The following is a 24,209-nucleotide window of genomic DNA, read 5'->3' as shown; positions in this document are numbered from 1 at the left end:
AATAGATATGGCCAAAGAGCCTGAGGCTATCGTTTTTTTGAGAAGGTATGAGAAAGTCGTAACTTGTTATATATCAAGTTACATACGCTTTCATGATAAAAAGTTTACTCTCAACGGCGTTATTGTTTTGTTCAATCATGTCACTGGGGCAGGATATTTCTGGCATATGGCAGGGTGTTCAAAAAGAGGATGGCACCAGCCGTTACTGGCCATATAGCTTTGTTCTTACGCAGTCGGGGACGGTAATTGGCGGGTATAGCCGACAAGTGGCTGATGGGAGCAATGCCTACTCCAAACAGCAGATTGAGGGAACCTTTGTAAACAATATTCTGAAATTTGACGAGACTAAATTTCTGGATCAGATCAATCCTCCCGGAGGGTACTGGTGTTTGGCTAGTGAGGTGGTACTTGCATATGACCCTATTGAGGAAAAACTCAGTGGCACCTATAAGGCCGGCAACTGCGGTGATTCCAGCCCAGGCACTTTTGAGATGTACCGGCTCGTTTTCAAATCACCCAATAATTATTGCGCTGGCCAGCCCATCAACCTGAAAGTAACAGGGAAAGATATTCGCTGGTATGCCGATATAAATAAGCAAAAACTCCTGAAACGGGGCAATGAATTCTCGCCAGATATCACTCAAACAACCACATTTTATGTAACCCAAACCTTATATAACACCGAAAGTCCGGCCTTGCCTGTTGAGATAAAAATAGGAAATATGGCATTGAAGCCCACGGTAACAAATATGCCTTGCCTGGGGATTAACGGGAGAATCGAGGTCGCTGTCTCGGGCAATATAGGAAAGGTTGAGTACAGTATGGACCGGGGCAATTTTCAATCTTCGAATGTTTTTGAGGTAGCGGCAGGAGGATATAAAATTGTGGCCAGAGATGAAAATGGTTGTGAGGCGACTACGGAAGCAACGGTCGGTTCTGATAATCCGGTAATCAATTCAGTGTCCGGAACTCCTGAAAATTGCACGAACAAAGATGGTTCAATTCAAATCGAAGCCTTTATTGCAGTGGCGAACGCGCCGACAATGTACAGCCTTGATGGTGTCAATTTTCAAACTTCCAATGCCTTTTCGAAGCTTTCAGCAGGGGCATATAATATTACAGTGAAAGACAAAAATGGATGCACTGCTTTCACTAGCGCAGAGGTGAATAATGCAGCTCCTCCCGATTTAAACAATGATTTAAAGATTACTCCCGAATCTTGTGGTAAACAAAATGGAAGTTTGAGCGTGACGACCAACGGAAATTTATCAGTCTCATATACTCTGAATAATGGACCGAAGCAAAGCTCAGGGATGTTTGCAAATTTGTCAGCCGGCATTTATGAGATATCCTGCTTCGTCGTCGAGGGCTGTTCTTCGACAGCGACGGTAGATATTACACGTGTATCCATGCCTGCAATCACGGATATTGAAATCACTGAGACTGGATGCGGAGCCAGCGACGGTACCGCAAATATATTTGCCAAAGCCGTGGGGAAGCTGCAATATAGTCTGGACGGAAACACTTTTCAGGATAGTGCCGTATTCGACAACCTGCCAAGTGGGACTTACACGGCCTATATTCAGGACGATGCATCCTGCGTTGTGAGTCAGGCTTTTGATATACCAGATAATTCTGCACCCCCGATTGATCTGGAAGACTTGAAGATTTCGGGTCCGGTGTGTGGGCATCCGAATGGAAGAGTAGAGGCCCAAAGCCGCTCGCTGAGAACTGATTTGGTATATAGCCTGGATGGGCAGAACTTCGGCACCATTCCTTCATTTTCTGATTTGGCGGAAGGTTCTTACACACTTACTGTAAAGGCTATCCGTCAATCCGATCAAAAAGAGTGCTGGACTGAAACCCGTTCTTTCGTTTTACAGGAAAACTGCCCGATATATATCCCCGACGCATTTACACCCAATACGGATGGGAAAAATGAAACATTTAAGGTAGCGTCCCGAAACTTAACGGACCTGACGATCAAGAAATTCATAGTATATAATCGGTGGGGACAAGTCATTTTCACGAAAGAAAATATTTCAGCAGAACAGTTTGATTGGAATGGTATATCGGGAGATAAGACCGTTCCTGCTGGGACATATCCATATAGTCTTGTAATAGAAAGCAAATCAGGGGAAGAGCTTTCGTTTAATAGAACTGTGTTGATCATACGGTAGGCATAGGTGATACCCGTATCCATAGATTTCCCAGTGTAACATCACTTTTAAGTATAAATCTATTTCCAGTTACTTATGTGACAAAATAGATCTACTGAATCAATTTTTTCACTATTAGCCAGCAACATGAATTTTCAAACCCGACAAATCTTCCTTGTTGGTATCTTGCTCCTTTTTGCAATGATATACCAATCAGCCTATGCGCAGGTTAGAGGAAATGACTTAATTGTAAAAAAGGACAGTACCCGAATCGAATGCAAAATACAGGTTGTGACCGACAATTCGTTCCAGTACAAAAAGGCGAACGATCCGGATGGACCTGTTTTTCATATACTCAAAAGCGACATTGCGCGTGTGGTATACGGCAACGGGGACACGGAAGCTTTTCATATTGCTGCGGTCAGGCCTAATAGCAGGAATCCGGAAGCGATGATCTATTACCCTTCCAGTCCCTGGCTTTTTCCTGATTTCACAACCAGACTATCAGACTGGAGCCCAACCGAGTTAAAAGGGGCGCTCGGTTTTTATAACTCGAAGGCCCATGCGAGAAAGGTAACGTCGATTGTTTCAGGTTCGATGGGACTAACATTTTCAATTATAGGTATTGCTCTGATTAGCAGCAGCAGGGGGAATGACGGCGTTTATGGCTACTATACCGATGACTACGATAAAAGGCAAATCGGGCAGATTATGCTTATCGGTGGATTAGGGGCCGGAATTCCGATTACAATCGCGAATGGAGTGAAGGCCAAGAAATACAGGAAAAAAGCGACTATGGTTGAAGAAGAGCTGGCGGTAAGGAAGCTGTCGGTAGGACAGTTGAGGTTTCGTCCTTCTTTTAACTCAAATACCCGAAGTGCTTCCGTCTCTCTCATCTATCAATTCTAAAAATGAAAGAACATAAACGAAATCTTATGTTCCAATGGATATTCCAGACTTTTGTGGGGGGATTATTCATTGTGGTAGCCATTGCTGATTCTCTTTACGCGCAGCAGCGAGGAGCGGACCAAATATATACCGTGAAAAAGGATACTCTCCGGGTTAAAATTACCGAGGTAGGTCTGCAAGAAATCAAATATAAGGGCGTTTCCGGAGATACTTTGACCGAAAATTTGATGCCAAAATATATGATTTTGAAAATCCTGTATGGCAACGGGGATGTGGATGATTTTAGTCTCTGGATGGCCAATCAAGAATCTTCTCAGGCTAGAAAGTACTACAGAGCAGTTCCGAAGACTCCCTTTCAGAGGGAAATTGCGGGGTGGTCAGATGACCAACTGATATTGGCAAAGTCGAAATATAAATCCAATGCTATTACTTCAATTGTTGCCGGAATTGCGGCTATTCACGTAGGAGCGGTTTTGTATGTATCAGGGTTGGTTAATACTGCATTTGATGATAGTGAGAGGGGGACTCCTCAAATAGTAGGTGGCTTGGTGGGTCTGGGAGGTGGAATTACGCTTACCATCTTTGGAGCTAAAAACGGGAGGAAACACAGAGCGATTAAGTCGGAAATATCTTCGAGAGGAATTTTGGATTACTCAGGTCGGAAATGATATCATGTCGACAAAGTGCGTTCATATTTGATTCCAGGTAGTTATTTTTTCTTACTATTCTTAGCCTTGGACTCCCGAATGATTTTCAATATAACCGCGCCATGTTGATTCAGTTTGGTTTTGCCAATACCTTTTATCTTACCAAGATCTTTTACCGTCACCGGCGCGGTTTCTGCTATTTCCAGCATCGTTTTCATCGGTAAGACCATGTAATCCAAAACGTCGTTTTCAGCCGCAATGTCGTTTCGCCAGGCTTTCAGATTTTCAAAAATGTGCCCGTTCTTCATGCCTTTTCGGAATTGCGCTGGCACTGTTGTTAATGGCTCATCTGCTTTTGATTTGAAATCAATATCGGCATTGGCCTTCACCCTCATATATTCAAGAGAGTTAAATGATTTTACAGAAGCCGACATACAGGCGTGTTTTACGAAAACTGCTTTCTGCAGGTTTTCGAGTAAAAGCAAGGCCGTTTTTTTCAAAGTGGAATTGTCGGTTTCAATCGCAAAGTCTTTGATATCAGGATATAATATGGAATCGATTTTGCTGAGGAAATACGCTGATGCTTTTTGAATCCTGTCTTTGATCGTTTCGTCTTCGTCGGGTAAGACGTTTTCAGAAAATAACGATTCCAGTTGAATTCTGAATTTATCCGCAACAGCGCATATCTCCACCTCGGCTTGCTCTTTGATGGGTTTCAGAACTTCCAAAGCCGCTGGATTCATGATAGTCTGATTCTCATCCAGCACTTTTTTAAATTGAAACAATGCCCTCTTTATTTCTCCGAAATCGAAAAGTTCCAGGAGTTGCAGGCGCTGAAAGTCAATCTTTGCTTTTGTAAGTTGTTGTTCGTCAGGAATATTGTCTCCCGCGTCCTTCGAATATGCCGCTACAGTGCCATCTGTTTTGACACTTCCAGAGTTAATTTTCGAACTCAATACCATGCCCTCCAGTGTTTTACACCTGCTCAATGCGACATATACCTGTCCATGTGCAAAGGATTCGTTGGCGTCAATAATGGCTTTTTCAAATGTCAGTCCCTGGCTTTTGTGAATGGTGATCGCCCAGGCCAGTTTGAGCGGGAACTGGGTAAAACTGCCAATGATTTCTTCGTCTATTTCCTTCGTTTCCGCATTCAGGACATATTTCACGTTTTTCCACTCTTCCTGTTTTACTTCGAGTTCGGTATCATCATCCTGGCATCGTACATAAATTGTGTCGGTCCCAATCTTCGTGATTTGCCCGATTTTCCCATTATAATAAAGCTTTTCTCGTGACGAATCGTTTTTGACAAACATCACCTGGGCCCAGACTTTCAGCTCCAGAGTCTGTTCGGTCGGGTAGGAGAAGTACGGAAAGTCGCCCGAGACAATGGCCTCGAAGGTCTTACTTTTTCCGAGAACGCTCTGGAGCTTTTCTGAATTGATTTTTTGAGCACTCGCCTTGTGCGTCGTCAGCGTGATATATCCTTCGTCTGCGTCAGGTCGGAAATTGGGGATATAGCGCTGGTTGAGCAAATCCAGTGTTTCGGTATCCAGTTTGTTCTCCCGAACGCGGTTCAATAAATCGATAAATGTGGTATCGCTTTGTCGGTAAATATGGGTTAGTTCAATTCTGACAGGATGCGTTAGCCGTAGTGCCTGGCTTCCAAAAAAATACACGGTATCGTAATGATTTCGAAGCGCCTTCCATTCTTCTTCCTTTATTACCGGCGACAGCTGATGCAAATCACCGATCATTAATAACTGAACCCCTCCAAAGGATCGACTCCGATCTTTGTATTTTCTAAGAACTTCATCAATAGCGTCGAGCATATCAGCCCGCACCATACTGATTTCGTCAATTACCAGTAAATCAAGGCCCTTGACCAGGTTGATTTTCTCTTTGGAATATTTATGCACACTTCCCGGCGCAGCGATACTTCCGGGTATATGCGGACCAAAAGGTAATTGAAAAAATGAATGGATAGTGACGCCACCTGCATTAATGGCCGCTACTCCGGTCGGCGCTACAATGGCCATCCGTTTGTGCAACGTCTTTTTTAGGTTATGCAGGAACGTCGTTTTTCCTGTTCCGGCCTTACCAGTCAGGAAGACGTTTTTGTTCGTATGATGAACAAATTCTGATGCAATTTGAAGAGGTGTATTAGTCGTCATGATGAAGCGGGCAAATGCGGCTGAAATATCAGGCTACAAAAAAAGCTAAGTGTCAGCACTTTGTTATCTTGTTAGAGGGTATATTTTAAGGTTGAAATGGAAAAATTTCACCTCACTTCTTTTTCCAACCAATTTTACGTTTTGCGACTCTTATAAAAAACGAAAACGATAAGCACGTTATGAAGCAGCTATTAGCCATTTTAATTCTTATTCCGCTCATATTTTCATGCACAATCGGCAATGACGAGCCTGTCGCCGGTGATTGTGCTGAAAACCAGATTTGCACAGAAGTATATATGTCTATTGCTCTGGAAATTAAGGATCAGGAAGGGAATCCGTATAGCTTGGATGAATACTATACCACCAAGGTAGCGACCGGGCAAAAGATTGTCCTGAATAGCGTTGCTGAGTTGGAGTATCAGCAAAAGTATGGGATGTATCCTGTTCTGGATGATGGCCAAATAGATAATACTACGAAAGCAGGTCAGGATTTTGAGTTTACCGGTAAAAAGAATGGTAAAGTAGTAGTGACCAAAATACTGACGATCGGCCACGATTGCTGCCATATTGTATTGAAAAAGGGAGAAACGAAGGTAATTGTTGCCAAGTGAAAACTCGCGAAACTGATTGATATTCAATGGTATTGTGTTAGCAAATTTACCCAATACCGAGAATTGAAACTATAATTCAGCATATGAAAAAGCTATTAGCCATATTGATCTCGTTTGCCTTTTCATGCTCCGATAACACCGACGCGGTGGTAGTCGATGACTGTTCTCAACCTGTAGGCTGTACATTTGAATTGAGAACTATATCACTCAAAATCAAGGATAAATCAGGAAATCCATATAAACTGGACGACTATTACATCACCAAACTGGCGACGGGGAAAAAGATTGAGACAAAGTTTATCGAGGATCTAACACTCCAGCAAAAGTATGGTACCTATCCGTTGCTGGGCGATGGTAATATGAAGGACACCAATAAGGATGGTCAGGCATTCGGATTTACCGGAAGAAAGAATGGAAAGGTCGTTATCAGTAAATCCTTTTTAATAGGCCATAACTGCTGCCATATAGAATTGAAAAAAGGCGAGACGGAGGTTGTTATCACTGACTAGTCAGCTCGCGCCGATTTATTACCCGAATACCAAAATATCGCCAAACTGCTGAGAAAGCGGGTAGGTTACGGAACGACGGAAATATTACTCAAGATGAAATATTTAACTCAAAAATTTGAACAAAAGCTGACAAGGTCTTTCAATTGAGTTTCATTGTCAAAATTGATGGGGTTTTGATCGAAGTACTTATTAAGTGCCTTTTTGTTTTTTGGAAATATGCGAAAAAGGCTGGACCGGGTCGCGGGATAAAACTTTTGATTTTTATCTATGAAATAAAATTTTGCTCTTCTCACAAGAACGGTCATCGTGTTTTTCGCCAATTGCTGTGCATTACCAACTTCGGGGCTGTACGAAGAATAGGTGGTGATAGCCCCAGTGGCGGAGTATTGCCCGTAAGACGCATATTTTTCCGTTCCTGAATAGCTCAGCATTTCTCTTTTTGTGAGGATGAGGTTGTTGTCTGACAACACCTGCTTCACGTGGCCTTCTCCTTTGAGGAAATAATATAGGTCATATCCAATCAAAACTTCGCTGACGATTTCAGGGTCGGCTAATAACATCGTATCTCCATTCGCGGCAATAAATTGGATTTCTCCGAAAACCAGATTGTAATTCATCCTTGCATTATTCGTCGCACCGTTTTTAAAAGTAATCGTGGATTGCAAGAATTGAGGATATAAGAATCTGTTTTCGACCGGAACTGCCTTCGAAATCGGAGTTCCAGATTTCACTCTTACCGACAATCCCTGGTTAGAAACCTGGCAGTAACCTGCTAGAGCAATAAATGTTAAAAGTGTTAGGGCTGTGTTGAAAACTTTCATATAATATACGAACACGCGAAAACAATGCTCCACATTTTGAGATCAAAACGTGCTCGTTTAAAAATACAACAAAGTCCATAAATCACAATAATTTTACTTCTGCTTATTTGAATAAATATGAAATGGTCCGGATTTTAATAACCTTAGCTACTCGCCGGATTATTTTTCTGATATACGATGGATTTAATAAATAGTCGGTACCTGTGAAATGTCTGGAGCTCAATGTAACCTTGAGCAAGGAAGAGGGGAGCCGTATGTTCAAGAGTTCGTGCTTCTATATGGCTTATGGCCCGAAAAAATAGCAGCATCGATTTCAATAAGAATTTTTGCCAGAAATCCGAAGTAGGTTTGCTTGTATTGAAATCGGCAAAGAGCCAGATACCTTTTGGTTTTAACAGAAGGTCTAGTTGGCTGAGAATTGTATGAATTCGTGTTAAAGCAAAATTGTCAAAAAGAAAAGCGGTAAATATGACGTCAAACTTCGAATCAGGATGGAAATCTTCGATAGGGAGATGGACAAATTCGACGACATTATCAGCAATGTGCCGGTTTCGGGCCAGTTGGATCATATTTTTTGAAATCTCCACATAGGTAACTTCTAAACCCGACGGATGAATCTTGCTAATTTCTTCCAATATCCAGCCGGTTCCTCCACCAACAACTAGAATTCTGGCCCTCGCAGGAATACTGTCCAGTAGGTCTATTTGAATCTGTCGAATAGAGTTTCCGTACACAAGCCGACTCAACGCATCATATATCCAGGCAATGTTATCATAATTGTTTTGCGTCGTCATATCTGGAAGTGCTGCATGTAAAGTGCTCCTGAAATGCCACATACTGCTTTTACAAGCAGCAGACCGTCGATAACGATCAGATAATAAAGAATTCTTTTAGGCGTGTTCAGTGAAAACGCCACCAAGAGCAAGCAGAAGAACGGTATTGCATTTAAGAAAATAGAAACGGTGGGGTAGTGACGATAGTCAGTGAAAATCAGAAGTGCTGTAAGCCCTACCATCAATAGGGGTGTTAGAACGAAGTATATGGTATTGTATAGACCAAACCTCACCACAAAGGTTTTGAGCTGGATATTGCTGTCGTCTTCATAGTCTTTTATATCGAACATGATTGCATTTACTGTACAGAACATCCAGTTTTTTACAAAGAGCCAAAGCATCAGGCCCGGCTGTGTTATATCCGTGCCATGCTCAATATGGGCCATGGCGACGGGCAGGATATTCACGCATCCTGCCCACACAAAACCGATTACGAAAGCTTTAAGCCAGCCAGTGTTACGCAAGTTAAAACTATAAAGCGACCTGGGGACCAGCCCATAGTAAAATGCTGCAGACAGAATGAGAATCAAAAACAACAGCCAGAAGTAAATTGGCAGGCTTATTATACCCCTCCAATTTTCCAGAACCAGTAACAGTCCCAATAATATACTGACGAACAATACTATAGCCTGACTTTTGCCAATAAACGAACGATGCGTGTAATACCAGTGGGTTCTTGGATTGGTACTCCCGGGGTTATTGGACGCACCCCTGTATGCATAGGTGTAATACCACACCGTAACGCAAAACAAAAGCCCGTAATATGTTCCTGAACAAAATGGAATGCCCATTTGAAAGGCTGTTTCAAAGGATAATGCCAGCGCCAGAAAGCCCACAAAATAGTTGGCAAAAAATATGAAATGAATGATTTTGGAATTCATCCGGGTTAAGAAATATCTGTAAAGTTAGCGTTTTCCATTTCCCCGAAACAAAAGGCAGTCAATCTGCACTACCGATATTACGAATTGCCCGAAACCGTACAAAAATGTTCGAAAACGGACATGGGCTTTTAGTTGTTAGAAATTAGCTTTTAATTTTTATGACCTGATTAAAAAGAATTTCTCTATTTAACATGCTTACTATGAGTTTGTTATACATAGGTTGGTAGTTTGATAATATGTTTTTTGAAATCCTGGTATTAATATTGTAAGCAAGGAACTATGTTATGCAATGTACTGGTTTATGCATTGTTGTGACAATCTGTTAGCCATAAATAAAATAGAATGGGAAAGGTTGCGGTGGGAAATAATCCAGCCGCGTCCTTTCCATTTTTCTCACCGAAAATCGGAAGGATATGATCAAAAATTATTTCAAAATTGCATGGCGGAATCTCCTGCGTAACCGCGCTTTTTCTGCTATCAATATTGTTGGCCTGGCACTAGGGCTGGCATCATGCATGTTGATCAGTTTATATGTATTGGACGAACTGAGTTTCGATCTTTTCAACAAAAATGCAGATCGGATCGTTAGGGTCTTCTTCAAAGGAACCATGCAGGGAGGACAGATCAACGAGTCGCATGTTATGCCGCCCGTGGCTGCTGCGCTGAAATCTGATTTTCCTGAGGTGGAAGATGCAGCTCGTCTCCGTCAGGTGTGGTTTTCGTCAGTAGATATCAATCAAATTCGGTTTGATGGAGAAGACGTTGCTTTTGTCGATCCCAGTTTTTTTAATGTATTCACTTTACCGCTTTCAGCAGGAACAACCGCAGCATTGGCTGATCCTTATACAGTGGTGATTACCGAAAAACTAGCCCAAACATACTTCGGAAAGCAGGAAGCGGTTGGTAAAGTTCTGAATTTGAAGGGGGACGACAAGCCATATAAAGTGGTCGGCGTGATTCAAAATATTCCTGTCAATTCTCAATTCCGGTTTAATATTTTCGGCTCCATGGCTGGCGTCAACGATGCAAAATCAGACTCATGGATGACCTCCGAATATTTTACATATCTCCTGCTTCGGAAAGGAACAGATTATAAGACCCTTGAGGCAAAACTCCCGCAGGCAATCGACAAATATTTAAGCCCGCAATTGAAAAAGGCGATGGGCGTCACCATGGCCGAATTCAGGAAACAGGGAAATAACCTGGGATTGTATCTGCAACCTTTAACGGATATCCATCTTAGGTCCGATTTTGCATATGATCTCGGACAGCATGGAGACATCAAATACGTATATATTTTTGGGGCGGTAGCAATAATAATGCTAATCATCGCCTGCATCAATTTCATGAATTTGTCGACTGCCGGTGCCTCCAAGCGAGCTCGTGAGGTGGGAGTGCGTAAGGTAATGGGTTCACAGAAAAGTGAATTGGTATGGCAATTTCTGATCGAATCAATACTCATTACTTCAATTGCTTTGATCTTGGCCACGTTGTTTGGTGTGTTTTCATTGCCACTTTTCAACGAGCTTTCCGGAAAAGATTTGTCTTTGCAATTGGATAGTTTGCCGTCTCTAATCCCAACTATATTGGCGTTTGGTTTAATTGTAGGCGTGCTTGCAGGAAGTTATCCGGCGTTTTTCCTTTCCTCTTTTAAGCCCGTTGCTGTTTTAAAAGGCAGGATTACCTCAGATCGGAATAGTATCGGTCTTCGCAATGGATTGGTGATCGTACAGTTTTTCATATCTATCACACTGATGGTCGGGACGATGGTGGTATATAACCAACTTCGATATATTCAAAATAAGAAATTAGGTTACGAAAAAGAGCAGGTTTTGGTTTTGCCGGATGCATGGGCTCTAGGTAAAAATAAAGATGCATTCAAGGAAGAACTTATCCGCACAGAAGGGGTCGAACGTGTAAGTATATCAGGTTATCTCCCCGCCGGGCCGTCTTATAACAATAATTATGCGGTATATCCGGACGACAGAACAACGGAGCTTGTCAAGACGCTACGCTATGATGTCGATACTGAATATATACCAGCTTTGGGAATGAAGATGGCCTTGGGACGGAATTTTTCAACGGATTATGGTACCGACTCAACAGGCGCAATCATTAACGAAACCGCGGCCAAGATGCTGGGCTGGAAGGATAAGGCAGTTGGACATACGATCAGTCGGAGCGATAATGACGGGGTAAAGTCGACGTACCGTATCATCGGTATTGTTAAGGATTTTCATTTCCGTTCGCTTCATGAGAAAATTGCACCACTGGTTATGATATTAGGAGATGACGCGGGTACGATGATTGTAAAGGCTAATACAAAGGATATCAGCAAGTTAGTGGCCAAAATGAAAACAAACTATGATCAGTTTAAACCGGAAGTTCCATTTTCATATTCATTTCTGAACGACCGATATAATGACACCTATAAAGCCGAGCAAAAAACCGGAGAGATTTTAGGCGTTTTTGCTGGTCTGACCATATTAGTTGCCTGCCTTGGACTATTCGGGCTGATCACTTTTACAGCAGAGCAACGTACCAAAGAAATTGGCGTACGAAAAGTTCTGGGTGCCTCAGTTGCTGGTGTTGTCGTACTCTTGTTCAAAGACTTTGCCAAGTTACTGGCCATCGCATTCGTTTTGTCTATTCCGGTTGCTTATTACGGAATGGACAAATGGCTCCAGAGTTTTGAATACAGAGTTGACGTAACAGCCTGGCTATTTATCCTGCCGGGACTACTATCCTTCGTAATCGCCATTTTAACAATTTCATTCAGGTCAATAAAAGCTGCATTGATGAATCCGGTGAAATCGCTTAGAATGGAGTAATAGTGGAAAGGGGTTAAAGGGCGAAAAGGTCAATGGTTAACGGCGAGAGAAAAGAATCCGCCAACCAACCCTTTGTTAACCGTTAATCGCCTCACCTTTAACCCCAAATCAAAATACACGCAAATCTTGAAAACCGTCACCCCCTTCATCCTTTCTCCCGAATCTTATTTCCCATGTTAAAAAACTACATCAAAATCGCATTGCGCAATCTGCTTAAACACAAGGTGTTTAGTATGATTAATATTGTCGGAGTCGCACTGGGTCTTGCGTGCTTTTTGTTATTGGCGCTATATGTCAAGGATGAGTTGGCATATGACCGCTACAACGAAAAAGCGGATCGGATATACCGTGTATCCAGAACTTTTGTTTCCAAAGACGGAACGACTTCTTTGCGCTTGGGGCACCTTGCTCCTCCGTTTGGGCCATTGATCAAACAGGATTTTCCGGAAGTGGAAGAAGTAGTCCGCATGATTAATAATGGAGCGATGGTTCGTTATGGAGATCATGTTTTCAATGAGGAGGATATTTTTTGTGCGGAGGCAAATCTGTTTAAAGTTTTTACTTTCAATGTGTTGAGTGGAAATCCAGATAAGGCGTTGGAAAATCCGTTTTCGATCATGTTTTCGCGGCCGATGGCTGAGAAATATTTTGGAAAAGAAAATCCGATGGGTAAAATCGTTCGTCTGGATAATCAATTCGACTATACTGTCACGGGCGTTTTTGAGCCGCTTCCAGCCCAATCTCATTTTCATCCGGAATTTCTGGTTTCCTTCTCGTCATTAAACGACCCACGGATATATGGTGCAGAAGGATTGAAAACCAACTGGGGAAACAATTCATTTTCCACTTTTTTGTTGTTACCCAAAAACTACGATACGCAGAAATTGTCGAAGGCTTTTCCTGAATTTCAAAATCGGCATATAGACCCGAAGGCATCTACATATTCGATTCTGGAATTGATGAAGCTGACGGATATCCACCTGAAATCTCATCTGGACTCAGAAATTGAAGCGAACGGTGATATCCAATATGTATATCTGTTTTCGGCAATCGCAATTTTTATTTTGCTGATCGCCTGTATTAATTATATGAATCTGGCGACTGCAAAGTCTGCCAATCGGGCAAAGGAAGTCGGAATGCGGAAGGTGATCGGGGCGATGCGTTCCCAGTTGATCCGTCAGTTTCTAAGCGAATCTATTTTGCTAATTGTGATATCAGTCTTATTTGCGCTGGGTATTGTGATGATATGCCTTCCGTACTTAAATAATTTCACTCAGAAACAACTCACATTTAGTGCATTAGCTGACCCTGTTTTTGTACTTATCATTATTTTAATAACAATTGTCACGGGTGTTTTAGCGGGAAGTTATCCGGCGTTTTTCATGACATCGTTTCACCCACTCGGCATCTTGAAAGGGAAAATTTCGTCCGCGATGAAAAATGGAAAGCTACGCCAGACTTTGGTGATCGCGCAGTTTACCATTGCTGTCGTGCTTATCATCTGTACGGCAGGAGTTTACAGTCAGATGCGTTATATCCAAAACTATAAGCTGGGATATTCGAAAGACCAGGTTGTGACGTTCTTCATGCCGGATGATTCTGCCAGTCATTCAGAAAGTATTAAACAGCAATTGAAGTCGTCCAGTAATATAATCGAAGTAGGTCGCTCGTCGCGTCGCCCTCCTGGACGTTTACTGGACTCATGGGAGGCATATGTTATGAAAGGTGACTCAATGGCGCCCGCACAAATCAATATCAAGTCGTTATCTGTGGATGAAGATTTTATTCCGGCTTACGAAATCGAAATGGCGGCTGGCCGAAACTTCTCAAAGGATTTTCCGACTGACAAAACGGAGGCGTTTATTCTCAATGAAACTGCTGTTAGAGGTTTAGGATGGAAGAATCCTCAGGATGCGGTTGGGAGTAGGTTTGGATATGGTGATGTCAGAGGGCAGATTATTGGAGTTACGAAGGATTATCATTTCGAGTCATTGCATCAAAAAGTCGCGCCAATTGCCATGTTTTATCAACCTGGCAGACTCGGCTGGGCTTCTGCCCATATTTCAGGCGGAAATATCAAACAGGCGGTCGCGCATATCGAGCAGGTTTGGAAAACCAATTTCCCGGAGACAATTTTCGAATATGAGTTTCTGGATCAGCGATTCGGGCAGCTATATGCTCGTGAGCAAACGCAGCAGACTTTGTTCGGGATTTTTGCAGGTATAGCTATTTTTATATCCTGCCTGGGACTGCTTGGTATGTCAATTTTTATGTCAGAATTGAGGACCAAAGAAATTGGTATCCGGAAAGTGCTGGGCTCATCGGTGGCGGGAATTGTGTCGTTACTTTCTATCGATTTCATCAAACCGGTTATCATCGCGATCGTCATCGCCTCGCCGATTGCATGGTATGCCATGGATCTGTGGCTACGAGACTTCGCATATCATACGAGTATTAAATGGTATGTGTTCCTCTTGGCCGGTGTGGCGTCTCTGGGGATTGCCATTTTTACGGTAAGTTTCCAAAGTATCAAGTCAGCTTTGATGAATCCTGTTAAGGCTATTAGGACGGAATAGGGGAGGATGGACGAAAGGGAGGAAGTCGCCGACAGTTAATGGGGCGACGCTAGGGACTTACCAAGTTTTCAAAACTTGGTAAGTCTGGATAGAAATAAGGAATTCTCCAACAAACACCTCAGCTAAATTCTCTCTGTCCAAAAAGGAACAGCGGTGTCCGCTAATGAACATATTAGCAGGTATTTGTTCTATTACTCTACTGATAATGAATAAATTATGATTTTGGCATAGGATTGGTATCGCGCTGGTAAGGCCGACGTAAATTCTATCACTAATCATGCTGAAAAATTACCTTAAAATCGCTCTTCGTAATCTCGGGAAAAGCAAGGTTTACTCCTTTATCAACATCATAGGGTTAGCAGTGGGGATTGCCGTGGCAATGCTCATAGGCCTCTGGGTTTGGGATGAGTTATCGTTCAATAAATACCACAAAAACTACGATCGGCTAGCGAAAACAATGATGAACCAGACCTTTAACGGGGAAACGGGTTCAGGCAACGCAATGTCCCAGCCGACATCCAGAGAAATTGCTACCAAATACAAAGCCGATTTTAAATTCACTGCCCAGACTTCCTGGACGAATACCCATTTGATCGTAAACGGGGAAAAGAAAATCAATAAGGCTGGACTTTATACACAGCCTGACCTGCCGGAAATGCTCTCGCTTAATATGTTGAAGGGCAACTATGCGAGTGCGCTTACGCAACCAGGATCTATTATTCTGGCAGAATCCGTTGCAAAAACGCTGTTTGGTGATCAGGATCCGATCAATAAATCGGTGAAAATTGATACGAAACATGATATGAAGGTGACGGGTGTATATGAAGATATTCCGCTGTCATCCGATTTTAGTGATGTGATGATCATGATTCCATGGTCGGACTATCTGGCTGACCAGGAGTGGGTTCGTAACAGTCAGGATCAATGGGGAAACCACTCTTTTCAGTTTTTCGCGCAAATCGCCGATAAAGCTGATATGAACAAAGTTTCACGGAAAATCAGAGATGTTGAAAAGCCTCATGCTTTCAGCAAAACGGATAATCCCCAGGTTTTCCTGCATCCTATGAGCAAATGGCATTTATACAGCGATTTTAAAAACGGTATAAATGTCGGTGGAGCCATCCAGTTTGTGTGGCTTTTCAGTATCATCGGGATTTTTGTTCTGATGCTGGCTTGTATCAATTTTATGAACCTGAGCACAGCGCGTTCTGAGAAGAGAGCCAAAGAAGTAGGAGTTAGAAAGTCGGTCGGTTCGCTACGCAGCCAGCTGATCGGACAATTTTTGAGCGAGTCTATTTTAGTAGTTTGTTTCTCCTTATTGCTGGCTATTCTTTTCGTTTTGCTGGCATTGCCCTCGTTCAACGATCTGGCTGGAAAACACGTCAAGTTCCCATATCAATATGTCAGTTTTTGGGCAATTCTTATAGTGTTCTCCTTGCTAACCGGATTTATATCAGGTAGTTATCCTGCATTTTATCTATCTTCTTTCAATCCGCTCAAAGTATTGAAAGGTACATTCAAAGCGGGCAAATGGGCAGCAGTGCCACGAAAAGTGATGGTGGTTACGCAGTTTACGGTTTCGATTACTTTGATCATCGGAACGATCATCGTCTTTCAACAAATTCAGCATGCAAAAAATCGTCCCGTAGGATATGATCGCTCTGGTCTGCTACAGGTCAATATGGTTCCTAACCATTACGGGAAGTATTTCCCACTGCGTGATGACCTCCTCAAATCTGGTGCTGTTGCAGAAATGAGCGAATCATCCAGCCCGACTACGGGTATATGGTCAAATCAGATTGGTTTCGAATGGGAAGGCAAGGATCCAACTACCCTTCCACTTTTTGGAACAATTGGTTGTACCCATGATTTTGGAAAAACGATTGGTTGGAAAATCATTCAGGGCCGCGACTTTTCCCGCGATTTTGCTACCGATTCGTCGGCTATTATATTAAATGAGGCCGGTGTAAAATTGACGGGTATCAAGGATATTATAGGCAAAATCATCAAGTTCAACGGAAAAGACAGGATTGTCGTGGGAGTGACGAAAAACATGGTGATGGAGTCTCCATATGCACCGCCATATCCAACAGTTTTTTTACTGGATTACGATTGGGCGAACCTGATTAATATCAAACTGAAACCAGGCATGCCGGTTGACCAGGCGTTGAAAAAGGTGGAAACAGTTTTTAGAAAATACGATCAGGATACTCCTTTTGACTTCAAGTTTGCAGATCAAGAGTATGACGCCAAGTTCCGTGCTGATGAGCGAATTGGAAAATTGGCCAGGATTTTTGCCGTACTGGCTATCTTCATTTCCTGCCTTGGCCTATTTGGCTTAGCCGCATATACTGCTGAACAACGCACCAAAGAAATAGGTATCCGGAAAGCCCTTGGCGCAAGTGTGTCTCAGATATGGGCAATGCTTTCCAAAGAATTTGTATATCTGGTGACGATATCCTGTATCATCGCCACGCCAATCGCACTATATTTCCTCAGCGATTGGTTGACAAAATATGAATACCATATCGAACTGAGCTGGATTGTCTTTGTACTTTCAGCGATATTGGCGATCACTATAACGGTGTGCACAGTCAGCTTCCAAGCCATCAAGGCCGCGCTGACAAACCCGGTAAAGTCATTGCGATCGGAGTGAGAATAAGGAAGGGAGGAAAGGAGAAAGGACGAAGTCACCCATCAGTTCATCGCCCCTTTTCCCATCGTCCCTTCTTCCCTTTCCTCCATCCTTCCTTTTCAACAATAAACCTAAACTTAAGATGAGCCACATTGCTATCCCCATCCCAAACTTACCAGGTAAGCAGGACATAGAAGTGCAAGTAACAATCAATGGTTTACAACAGGAGCTGCATTACCGTGTCGAGCTCTTTTATTGGGAAAACTGTACGAACCCGAAAGGGCATCGCGCAGACTGTATCAGCGAAATGCTGGCTCACCACGACCCGGACTGGACGGTATATTACATCGGTTCTCCCACCGACGATTTTGTGCCGATCACTTTCGTGAAAAAGGAGAGCCGCGATTTGATGTATAAGGAATTGGCTTGAAATAATCTTGTCAAATGATAAGGCCTGATCAGTGTTTTATATGCTGGTCAGGCCTTATTGTTTTGGGGTTTTGGGGAAAGCCTAGGGGGTGTAGGGCAGGGGTTTCCAGGAGCATATCCTATGGTCCTTTTATAGCTTAATGTTTCGAATCGTAACTTCTGCGTACATTGCGTCGCTTGCGTTTAAACTACTCAATACCACCACTTTTCACTCCCAACCAGCGGATGCCATTTGCTTTTTGGCTCGAAATGTTCCCAGATGATTTGGGAGATATTGCGGATCAGGCGATATCCTTCATTATCTCTCTCCCAGCGCTGGTCATCCTGTTCTTTGGTGGTAATACAAAACACATAGTCTCCGTGAGGAGCATGAACCACAACGGCTTCCGACTTCGCCTGGTTCACCGCTCCGCTTTTGGCCGCAATTTTGATATCAGGCGGAATCTGTGAAATGGCTTCATTGTCCCAATATTGCATTCCTAAAAAACGATACATACGTTCGCTGATATCCGGATTTATCGCTTTGCCGTCATGGATCATTGCTAAAAGTTCAGCCATTTCTTTGGGCGAAGTCTGTCCCCAGCCATATTTGGCCTGGTTTTCCTTTCTGCCTGGCGTCCGGGAATTCACACGCGTTATGCGGAAACCATTGTTATCAAGCCATTGATTGATTGTCGCGCCACCTCCGGCCATTGCCTGCAGCCACAAGCTTCCAGTGTTATCGCTCTGCGCGATCATTAAATGGATAATTTTTGTGATAGGAATTTGAGTGCTATCGCGGAACGAACCAACAATTCCATTGTCATATTTGAGCGAATCACGATATGTTAAAACCTGCTGGTAATTGACTTCTCCCTTATTGATCTTCTCAAATATTCCACACATAATCGGCACCTTCACCATACTGGCGGTTGGGTATATTGAGTCGGCGTTGACCTGGGCAATTTTGTTGGTTTTCAAATTCCGGACATATACCCCGGCCTTTCCATGAAATCCTTCCATCGCCTTTTCTAGCTTGGCAGTAAGGCCTTGGTCGACTTTCGTTTTTCGGGGCGCATATGGCTGGGCGAAGCTTGTCAGTGTTATGAAAATCAGAAGGATAGCGATTGATTTCGTTTTCATTTAAAAGGAGTTGAGATGCTGGTTACGGTTGTTTTTCCTTCCTGATCGACGATCACCTTTAAGTTTTCCTTATCGTTGCAAACCGTTACCAGTTGTTTTTCATCGCTGATCTGCACACTCATATGGCGGTCGTCGATGCTAACTGGTTTCCCATCCGCGAAAAGCTGTGTCGTGTCTGCTGCAAAGCGTTTGTATTTACGTCGATGCTGGAGCTGCATTTCGTATATCTCACGAGCGAGAATTTTCATTTTTTCGGATTGGGGAAGGATAAAATCAACTACCCGTTTTCCAACGGGAAGGCTACTAAATTGCAGAAAACCCCATTTTTCAGGGACGTGCATATTGATTACTCCCTGCGGCGACCAGACCCAATTATATTCAGGGATATTCTTACCAGTTTCCGGATTCTTTTTTCGAACATATTTGCCATCCACAAATTCAGTCTGCCAGTTTACCCTTGAGAAGTTGATACGCCATATCGAACCATCCTGAGGCATATTTGGTGGAACGTCCTGTAGTGAAAGTGAGGCGAACGGTATCGCTATTTCCAGTGTCCATTTTTTGTCTTTATCTGTGTTTTTATTCAATGTTCCGTTAATCTTAATAGCCGATTTAAGGCCGTCAATATCCCAATCCAGTTTTGGTTTTCCACCATTTCGGTAGGGCTTTGGCAAGAACAAATCGAATGAATTATTAATGGCGTTGATTTCTAGTTCGTAATAATTATGGGTGTCTCCATCCGGGTCGATGAACACTTCAAAATCATTCTCGAGAAATACAATCTGATCCTTTTTATCTTGATAAGCCCATATATGCTCCTCTTCAATTTCAGTGCCGATATAAAGATATTTTTCATTCCACAACATTTTTGCCTTTGTCTTCTGATATGGAAGTGGCATTCTTAAACCCTCGATATCCAGAAACAGATCTGTCCATTCGGCTTTCTTCCAGGATTTCTCGTTTAGCTTTCCGTCAATGTTAAGAGGGGGCGTAGTGTAGCAGATATAATGTTTAGGAACGGCGGGAGCTTGAGCATTACAAGCGGGTTGTCCGGCAAAAATCGTCAGGGGCAAAGCAACGAGTATTCTTCCGGCACATTTAAAGTTAGGCTTATGATTGAGTAAATTTAATATTTTCAAGATTTAGGACATTTTATTGAGCAGGTCTTGAAGTTAATTAATAAAAGTCAATAAGAATTGTATCAAAACCCATTTTTTGTTCAATTAATACCAAAATTTTCGGTCAGATTCTTCTCGAAATATGCCACGCTTTCAAATGGATTAAAATTATAGGAGTTCGTTTTTTTGAACCCGAAGGAAGTATACAGTTTAACGGCATTTGGCATCCTGTCGGCCAATGTGTCCAATTTTGCGATGGTATATCCCAAAACAAGGGCAGTGTCAAGAACCTTGGTTATTAGCATTTTTCCAATACCCTTTCCTTGGTAATCCGGTTGAATATACATTCGTTTGATTTCACAAGTATGTTCATTTTCTATTTGTCTTAATCCAACTGCGCCGATATATTCTTCCTCAGATTTTACCAACAAAAGCGCACCTTTTGGCGGGCCATACATTTTGTCCAATATTTTCCATTCTTCGTCAATATTCTGAAAAGTCAAATCAAAGTCGAGGGATGCAACGTATTCTTTGAACAACATTTCACCAGCTCTATATTCTTCGGCTGTTTGTGCAGTAATGATTTCGAATTCCATTAGTTTTTTAAATCGCTTGCTTTGTATTCGTTGCTGAGTAATTCTTCAAATGCCCTCCAACGATCGGCGTCTTTTGAATTACTATTCAATTTTGACTGAATATGTTTTTTGATTAAATCTTGCCCGAAGTTGTAATTGATCACGTAGCTACGGTACTTCTTGATGAAGTTTAAAGAATTGACTGCCGCAGTTTCCGTGAGCATTGTGTATTTAATCAGCCACTTTATCGCTTCCTTGTCGTCCATTTTGCCATTAAGCACGTTTCGTGCCACCTCATTTCTCGCATAATTAAGACGTGTTTTTAATTCCAAAGCTCTGAAATATTGATCGGCAGCCGTAGTATCAATTCCTGCAAGCGGCATCAATATTCTTTTGCAATAATTCTCCTGTTCGTCTTCCGGAAAAGCCATGGATATACCATAATTTGCACTTCCTTCCGCAATCAGCGACTGCGGACTAAAAAGCGGGTAAAGCGATATCTCGGTATATCCCTTATCATTATATAAATTCTTCTCCAGCAACGTGTTATACACATGGTGTCCCGGATATCCTTCATGACAGGCAAGGTCGATCGCTCGTTCGATGAAGATCGGCTGGCTAATATTGATCTGAATTTTGCTTTTGTACTTACCCTGATACCAGTTGTAACCCGACCAGGGTTTGTCTTTTACATATTCCAGTTCAAAAGATTCGCTTTTTGGTAGATCATAATGGGCCAAAGTTCTTTTACGGGCTTCAGCAATGGCCGTCTGGAAAACCGTATCAATTTTATCGGCCGGAATCAGGAACCGCTTTGAAAGCTTTTCAAACCTACTTTCGATGCTTCCCGCTCCTGGTAAAACTTTATCCAAAGTTTTAATAATCTCCTCAAAATGAGCTTGATCGTAGCTCGGTGCTACGGCGTCAAATAACCTTTTTGATTCTTCGTCAAACGCTCTGGTCTCGCCTGAAAATATACGAACACGTTCCTCATATGCAGTTAGTTGGCTTTTAATCCAATCGGCACGGCGTTTGATGCTTTCGTCCTTGGTATCCGTTGTGATCGAGTCCAGTTGCGACTGCATTGTCCTGATTTCATTAATCAGGCTGTCTTTTGGAAAAGTTGTCAGAACGGCGGAGGTCGGCTTTAAAGAGTCCGGGCCGTAATATGCATCCACAAAATCATGATCATACTGTCCGATCCGAAGACCGAGTTTGACATATTGTATCGATATATCTTTCAGACGGGTGCCCACAGCGTTGGTTTTTTCGTGTTGGGAACAGGCAGTTAACAGCAATATGGAAGCGATGAAGGATAGTAGTCTCATATTCAAAAACAAGATTGGCAGCTTGAAAATACGGCAATTATTGATATGCCCGAAACTGAACTCTTGTTATTATTCTCGAGACCGCGTTATTTTAGGGTATCATTTACTTCCGACCTGCCGTGTCACATTCGTATAATCCTGATATAAAGTTGAATAAGTCTACCGGTACAGGTGAATTTGGGGACGATTTCATTTGGGGAACCGCCACGGCCGCTTATCAGATCGAGGGGGCAGTTAAAGAAGGTGGTCGCGGACCAAGTATATGGGACAAGTTTACTGCTCAAAAAGGGAAGATAAAAAACGGTGATAACGCGAAAATTGCCTGTGACTTTTACCATAAATACGAAGAAGATTTACAGACAGTTATTAAGCTTGGCTTCAGGCATTTCAGGTTTTCGATATCCTGGTCCCGGATTTTGCCATCGGGTGAAGGAGACGTTAATGAAGCAGGAGTTGATTTTTACAACCGATTGATTGACAAGTGTATATTGCTCGGAATAGAGCCATGGATTACATTGTATCATTGGGATTTACCACTGGCGCTGGAAGAAAAAGGGGGCTGGAAAAGCCGGGATATTCTAAATTGGTTTGCGAGATATACGGAGGTGTGCGTTGCCGCTTTTGGGGATCGTGTCACAAACTGGATCGTCATGAACGAGCCGCTGGCTACTGCCGGATTAGGGTATACCCGAGGTATCCACGCGCCTGGAAAGAGAGGCGTAAACAATTTTTTTCCGGTGGTTCATCATTTGGCGATGTGCCAGGCTGAGGCGGGAAGGATCATCAGAGAGCGGGTTCCTGGTGCATATATCGGTACTGCTTTATCCTGCTCAGCTGTTGAACCAGCTTCTTACACACCAAAGGATATCCGGGCGGCAAAACGTGCGGACGCAGTTGTAAACCGACTTTTCATAGAACCGGCCCTTGGTTTGGGCTATCCTTATGATGCCTTTCCTTTTTTGTTAAATATTCAGAAGTATATCTGGGAAGGCGACGACGAGAAACTCAAATTTGATTTTGACTTTATTGGCATCCAGAATTATTTCAATCTGGTGGTTCAGCATTCCTATCTGGTGCCTGTGTTATGGCTCAAAGAACTTTCAGCAAAAGAGCGGAAAAAGCCGTCGACGGGCATGGGCTGGGAGATATCTCCAAGAGGACTATATGATATTTTGCATCAATTCAATAACTACAACGGGGTAAGGGATATTATCGTGACAGAAAACGGAGCGGCATTTGACGACCAGTTGGTAAACGGGAAAGTGAAAGACAAAAAACGAACTGCGTTTTTTAAGAAATACCTCTCGGCGGTTCTGCAGGCCAAAATGGACGGTGTTCGCGTTAAAGGCTATTTCGTCTGGACTTTTATGGATAATTTCGAATGGTCGGAAGGATATGCCGCGAGATTTGGAATCGTATATGTCGATTTTCAAACGCAGGTCCGGACTATTAAACAATCGGGAAAGTGGTTTAAGAAATTTTTGAAAAGAAAAAATCAAGTGCATTCCAACCAAAAGGGTCAAAAGGGAGTCTTTTAGAGGTCGGCTTTCGGCAGGCAGTTATCGAATGAAGAAGGTCTAAGACAACTTTAAATCAAATAACGCTATAATCATAGACGCGTTCGGAAAACATCAATCATTTGCTAATCGCTAAAATCTAACCCCTAAAATCTAACTTCTACCAGCCATGAAAATTCTATTCGCCATATACGCCCTGCTTGCCGTTGTTTCATCATGCAGTGATGAAGGGGATGATATTCAGAGAAAAACACTACAAGCCGAAGCCGTTTACACGAATATGCTTGCGGTAGACGGCTGTTCATGGCACTTCAATGTTGCCAGCGGCGATTCCACGATAACCTTTGCTCCTTCGGAAAACTCTTTTTCGCTTATCGAAAAGGAGTTGGGCAAGATTGAAACCGTCTACGATTTCATCAAGGTGGATATTAAATACAACCTAACCGGACAGAAAACAGCAGTCAAGTGTGGCTGGGCAACCACACAAAAAATGGACGAAATCGAGATTATTGATATCAAACGGAAATAAATTCG

19 protein-coding genes are annotated in these 24,209 nt (G+C 42.7%); 11 read left to right on the top strand and 8 right to left on the bottom strand.

All coding sequences use genetic code 11. From position 1 onward, the window contains the following. Positions 1–92: 92 nt before the first annotated feature. The 3 genes from AC1XUD_RS12425 (at position 93) to AC1XUD_RS12415 (ending at position 3,736) form a co-directional block, all read left to right on the top strand. The gene (locus AC1XUD_RS12425) at positions 93–2,180 is read left to right on the top strand and encodes a T9SS type B sorting domain-containing protein (RefSeq protein ID WP_483361328.1); all 2,088 of its coding nucleotides are present in this window, start codon (positions 93–95) and stop codon (positions 2,178–2,180) included. Between the two features lie 126 nt (positions 2,181–2,306). Further along, complete coding sequence (locus AC1XUD_RS12420) at positions 2,307–3,068, top strand: hypothetical protein (RefSeq protein WP_483361327.1); 762 nt, start codon at positions 2,307–2,309, stop codon at positions 3,066–3,068. Between the two features lie 2 nt (positions 3,069–3,070). Next, complete coding sequence (locus AC1XUD_RS12415; protein WP_483361326.1) at positions 3,071–3,736, top strand: hypothetical protein; 666 nt, start codon at positions 3,071–3,073, stop codon at positions 3,734–3,736. 41 nt (positions 3,737–3,777) lie between these two features. Here AC1XUD_RS12415 and AC1XUD_RS12410 read toward each other — a convergent pair whose 3' ends face one another. After that, positions 3,778–5,889 carry an HRDC domain-containing protein gene (locus tag AC1XUD_RS12410; protein ID WP_483361325.1) on the bottom strand — a complete coding sequence of 704 codons (2,112 nt, stop codon included), beginning with the start codon at positions 5,887–5,889 and terminating at the stop codon, positions 3,778–3,780. A gap of 179 nt (positions 5,890–6,068) precedes the next feature. On the opposite strand from AC1XUD_RS12410, the gene AC1XUD_RS12405 reads away from it, so the two are divergent. Together AC1XUD_RS12405 and AC1XUD_RS12400 are read left to right on the top strand one after the other, a co-directional pair. Next, positions 6,069–6,500 (top strand): hypothetical protein, encoded by a 432-nt coding sequence (locus AC1XUD_RS12405; protein WP_483361324.1) that lies wholly within the window; start codon positions 6,069–6,071, stop codon positions 6,498–6,500. Positions 6,501–6,583: 83 nt separating this feature from the next. Further along, complete coding sequence (locus AC1XUD_RS12400) at positions 6,584–7,009, top strand: hypothetical protein (protein WP_483361323.1); 426 nt, start codon at positions 6,584–6,586, stop codon at positions 7,007–7,009. Between the two features lie 107 nt (positions 7,010–7,116). On the opposite strand, the gene AC1XUD_RS12395 is transcribed toward AC1XUD_RS12400, so the two are convergent. The 3 genes from AC1XUD_RS12395 to AC1XUD_RS12385 all read right to left on the bottom strand — a co-directional run bounded on the left by AC1XUD_RS12395 (position 7,117) and on the right by AC1XUD_RS12385 (position 9,544). Next, positions 7,117–7,830, bottom strand: coding sequence for a hypothetical protein (locus tag AC1XUD_RS12395; protein WP_483361322.1), 714 nt, complete (start codon positions 7,828–7,830; stop codon positions 7,117–7,119). A gap of 143 nt (positions 7,831–7,973) precedes the next feature. After that, positions 7,974–8,624, bottom strand: a complete 651-nt coding sequence (locus tag AC1XUD_RS12390) for a class I SAM-dependent methyltransferase (RefSeq protein ID WP_483361321.1) — start codon at positions 8,622–8,624, stop codon at positions 7,974–7,976. Further along, positions 8,621–9,544, bottom strand: a complete 924-nt coding sequence (locus AC1XUD_RS12385; RefSeq protein ID WP_483361320.1) for a UbiA family prenyltransferase — start codon at positions 9,542–9,544, stop codon at positions 8,621–8,623. Before AC1XUD_RS12385 ends, AC1XUD_RS12390 begins: the two co-directional genes overlap by 4 nt. A 413-nt stretch (positions 9,545–9,957) precedes the next feature. Here AC1XUD_RS12385 and AC1XUD_RS12380 point away from each other — a divergent pair, with 413 nt between their 5' ends. From AC1XUD_RS12380 to AC1XUD_RS12365, 4 genes are all read left to right on the top strand, one after another. Beyond that, positions 9,958–12,375, top strand: a complete 2,418-nt coding sequence (locus tag AC1XUD_RS12380) for an ABC transporter permease (protein ID WP_483361319.1) — start codon at positions 9,958–9,960, stop codon at positions 12,373–12,375. A 173-nt stretch (positions 12,376–12,548) separates the two neighbouring features. Further along, the gene (locus AC1XUD_RS12375; RefSeq protein ID WP_483361318.1) at positions 12,549–14,951 is read left to right on the top strand and encodes an ABC transporter permease; all 2,403 of its coding nucleotides are present in this window, start codon (positions 12,549–12,551) and stop codon (positions 14,949–14,951) included. Between the two features lie 277 nt (positions 14,952–15,228). Next, on the top strand, positions 15,229–17,607 hold the full coding sequence (locus AC1XUD_RS12370) for an ABC transporter permease (protein WP_483361317.1): 2,379 nt from the start codon (positions 15,229–15,231) through the stop codon (positions 17,605–17,607). Positions 17,608–17,728: 121 nt separating this feature from the next. Further along, positions 17,729–18,016: a hypothetical protein gene (locus tag AC1XUD_RS12365; RefSeq protein WP_483361316.1), complete on the top strand. Its 288-nt coding sequence runs from the start codon at positions 17,729–17,731 to the stop codon at positions 18,014–18,016. Between the two features lie 191 nt (positions 18,017–18,207). Here the strand turns inward: AC1XUD_RS12365 and AC1XUD_RS12360 are convergent, their stop codons facing one another. The 4 genes from AC1XUD_RS12360 to AC1XUD_RS12345 form a co-directional block, all read right to left on the bottom strand. Then, positions 18,208–19,137, bottom strand: a complete 930-nt coding sequence (locus AC1XUD_RS12360) for a serine hydrolase (RefSeq protein ID WP_483361315.1) — start codon at positions 19,135–19,137, stop codon at positions 18,208–18,210. Continuing rightward, the gene (locus AC1XUD_RS12355; protein ID WP_483361314.1) at positions 19,134–20,276 is read right to left on the bottom strand and encodes a carbohydrate-binding family 9-like protein; all 1,143 of its coding nucleotides are present in this window, start codon (positions 20,274–20,276) and stop codon (positions 19,134–19,136) included. The genes AC1XUD_RS12360 and AC1XUD_RS12355 overlap by 4 nt, the downstream gene beginning before the upstream one ends. Before the next feature lie 80 nt (positions 20,277–20,356). After that, positions 20,357–20,851, bottom strand: coding sequence for a GNAT family N-acetyltransferase (locus tag AC1XUD_RS12350; RefSeq protein WP_483361313.1), 495 nt, complete (start codon positions 20,849–20,851; stop codon positions 20,357–20,359). Then, on the bottom strand, positions 20,851–22,158 hold the full coding sequence (locus tag AC1XUD_RS12345; RefSeq protein ID WP_483361312.1) for a hypothetical protein: 1,308 nt from the start codon (positions 22,156–22,158) through the stop codon (positions 20,851–20,853). The genes AC1XUD_RS12350 and AC1XUD_RS12345 overlap by 1 nt, the downstream gene beginning before the upstream one ends. 119 nt (positions 22,159–22,277) lie before the next feature. Here AC1XUD_RS12345 and AC1XUD_RS12340 point away from each other — a divergent pair, with 119 nt between their 5' ends. Next, positions 22,278–23,696: a GH1 family beta-glucosidase gene (locus tag AC1XUD_RS12340; protein ID WP_483361311.1), complete on the top strand. Its 1,419-nt coding sequence runs from the start codon at positions 22,278–22,280 to the stop codon at positions 23,694–23,696. A 148-nt stretch (positions 23,697–23,844) separates the two neighbouring features. Continuing rightward, positions 23,845–24,204 carry a hypothetical protein gene (locus AC1XUD_RS12335; RefSeq protein ID WP_483361310.1) on the top strand — a complete coding sequence of 120 codons (360 nt, stop codon included), beginning with the start codon at positions 23,845–23,847 and terminating at the stop codon, positions 24,202–24,204. The last annotated feature ends 5 nt before the right edge of the window (positions 24,205–24,209 follow it).

The sequence above is a fragment of the Dyadobacter sp. HNCC25DJ184 genome, assembly GCF_056895215.1.
This window is presented reverse-complemented; position numbering and strand designations above follow the sequence as displayed.